Annotated in this window: 4 protein-coding genes; 1 reads left to right on the top strand and 3 read right to left on the bottom strand. The window is 56.4% G+C overall.

From position 1 onward, the window contains the following. A partial coding sequence (locus CSQ89_RS21245; protein ID WP_199065775.1) for a FixH family protein occupies positions 1 to 214 on the top strand: 214 nt, incomplete at its 5' end. A 34-nt stretch (positions 215 to 248) separates the two neighbouring features. On the opposite strand, the gene CSQ89_RS21240 is transcribed toward CSQ89_RS21245, so the two are convergent. The 3 genes from CSQ89_RS21240 to CSQ89_RS21230 form a co-directional block, all read right to left on the bottom strand. Continuing rightward, positions 249 to 785, bottom strand: a complete 537-nt coding sequence (locus tag CSQ89_RS21240) for an AAA family ATPase (protein WP_099407949.1) — start codon at positions 783 to 785, stop codon at positions 249 to 251. After that, positions 778 to 1,374: a nicotinamide riboside transporter PnuC gene (gene pnuC / locus CSQ89_RS21235; protein ID WP_099407948.1), complete on the bottom strand. Its 597-nt coding sequence runs from the start codon at positions 1,372 to 1,374 to the stop codon at positions 778 to 780. The genes CSQ89_RS21240 and pnuC overlap by 8 nt, the downstream gene beginning before the upstream one ends. A 93-nt stretch (positions 1,375 to 1,467) precedes the next feature. Next, the gene (locus CSQ89_RS21230; RefSeq protein WP_099407947.1) at positions 1,468 to 2,043 is read right to left on the bottom strand and encodes a cysteine hydrolase family protein; all 576 of its coding nucleotides are present in this window, start codon (positions 2,041 to 2,043) and stop codon (positions 1,468 to 1,470) included. Positions 2,044 to 2,173: the final 130 nt, after the last annotated feature.

Below are 2,173 nucleotides of genomic sequence, written 5' to 3'. Positions count from 1 at the left end.
CCACCCCACCCGCCCAGGCATGGACAAGTTGCTTGAATTAAAACCAGAGGCAAGCGGCATGCTGGCAGCGCAACTTACCGAGCCACTCCCAGCCCAGCGCTGGCTGGTACAGCTGGAAGACAGCGGCCAAGATGGAAAAAGCGACTGGCGTTTACGTGCCGAAGCAAAGCTGGAGCCGGGTGCGTCCATCACCTTGCGGCAACAAGCACAGTAAAGCCTTGCTGTACTGAGTTATCACCGCGCCCAGATCAGCCTGGGCGTGAGGCGATATTCTCCAAGTAGTGTATGACCATTGACACACGTTCGTTTGGTGACCCACTCACCACGCAGTACGCCGCACCCGCTGCCTGCAAGGCTGACTGATAACGGGCAAACAAAGCTTGTCTATCATGCGGGTTCTCGCGCAATGGGTCGGCTTCCCAAGCGATGTCCGGCGTGGGCAGGATATGCAATGCATAGTCTTGCGCCGGCCACGTTGCATCTATGGCTGTCGGGCAATAACCAAAGCGCACTTCAGCCCATATCTTGCACACCAAGGCATTGGTATCGCACACCAACCACGCGCCGCTGCCCTGCCCGTGCCAACGATTCGGATCAAACTCACCGGCGCGTTGGCCTTGGGCAATCGCAACCACGTCCTCCACCCAATAGCTTGTAGTGCCCTTGATGGCAAAATAACTGCGCGCATATTCACCCAGCCAGGGTGCATCCAGCACCGTTGCCAGATCTCGCGCCAATGTGGTCTTACCCGATGACTCGGCTCCTACCACCGCAAGTTTACGCATGGGCTGCCACCCGCATCAGCCTGCGCCAATCCCACCACCCATACGCCGCCAGCAAGGCCAGCAACAGATAAAGCACGCCGGTTACCTGTAGGTCTTTATGCAGGTAGATACCTGCTGCCAGTAAATCGAGCGCTATCCAGGCTGGCCAGTTTTCCAGCTTGCGCCGCGCCTGCAACCACTGCGCAAGCACGCCAAACACAAACACAGTGGAGTCCAGCCACGGCAGGTCAGTCGGCAGGAAATGCACCTGAAGGTTCGCCACGATAGCGGTGCCAACCGAACCGACCGCCCAGAACATGACATGATCCTGCTTAATCATCCGGCTGATAGGCAGCGCGGTGTGGGTTGCGCCTCGCCGCCACTGCAATAAACCTAAGATGGCCAGCAGCACATAAAGCCCGTTGAGCGCCGCTTCGCCAAACAAATGAAACTGCACAAACAGGCCCACATACAGCACACCTGCTGCCATCTGCAGCGGCCATGTCAGCCAGTGGTTGCGGGCTGCCAGCCCAATGCCTGCGATTGTCAGTACAAAGCCGGCAATTTCCAGCTGTGTCAGTGCGCTTAATTGGGCAAAAAAAGCCTGCATGAGGGATTCAAAGCAAAGTAAGAGGCCGGCAGTATACGCAGCCCCCAGCCAGCCAAGCCACGATTAACCTTGCGCGACTCGCACGCCGTCGTATCAATCCAATGCTGGCAATTCACCCACCGTCATCACCTTGGCGATACGGCTAAGTTGCGTAATCGAACTACTGTGCTCTTGCTCGTCGGCGGCGGCACAGGCATCTTCCAAAATCACCACCTGATAATCCCGATCATGTGCATCGCGCACCATGGATTGAATCGCCCAGGTGGTACTGACACCGCACACGACAAGACGCTCTATCTTATTGGCGCGCAATGCAGCCTCCAGGGCAGAGGCATAGAACGGATTAATGCGAGGTTTCACGACCACCAGGTCGCTGGGTTGCACGTCGAGATCGGCGCGAAACGCTGTTCCCCATTGCCCCAGTTTCAACACCTGATTCAAATGCGCCGTCCCAAACAGCGGTGAGTTTTTTGGCTGCTCGTGATAACCCTCGGAAAACCCCACTTTCACCAGAATCGGCAACCAACGTTTTGCACGGGCAAATTGCAGCGCCTGATTGGCTTTTGCAATCACCTGGCGCTCGGCAACATGCACTGCACAGCTAGGGATTTTGCCCTCGGCATGGGTAATGTCATTGATGAGGTCGATGACAATCAACGCAGTTTTCATGGGTACACCCTTACTGATGTTACGCAGTAGCTGCGAGAAGCAGCTGTAACTGATCATAAGCCGCGCGGGAGGCGTTGATCAGTAACTTGCGGCAAAGTGCGAATGGGTTCTTCTGCGTCTTGATGCTCAG

This window comes from Chitinimonas sp. BJB300 (assembly GCF_002735695.1).
Lineage (GTDB): Bacteria > Pseudomonadota > Gammaproteobacteria > Burkholderiales > Chitinimonadaceae > Chitinimonas.
This window is presented reverse-complemented; position numbering and strand designations above follow the sequence as displayed.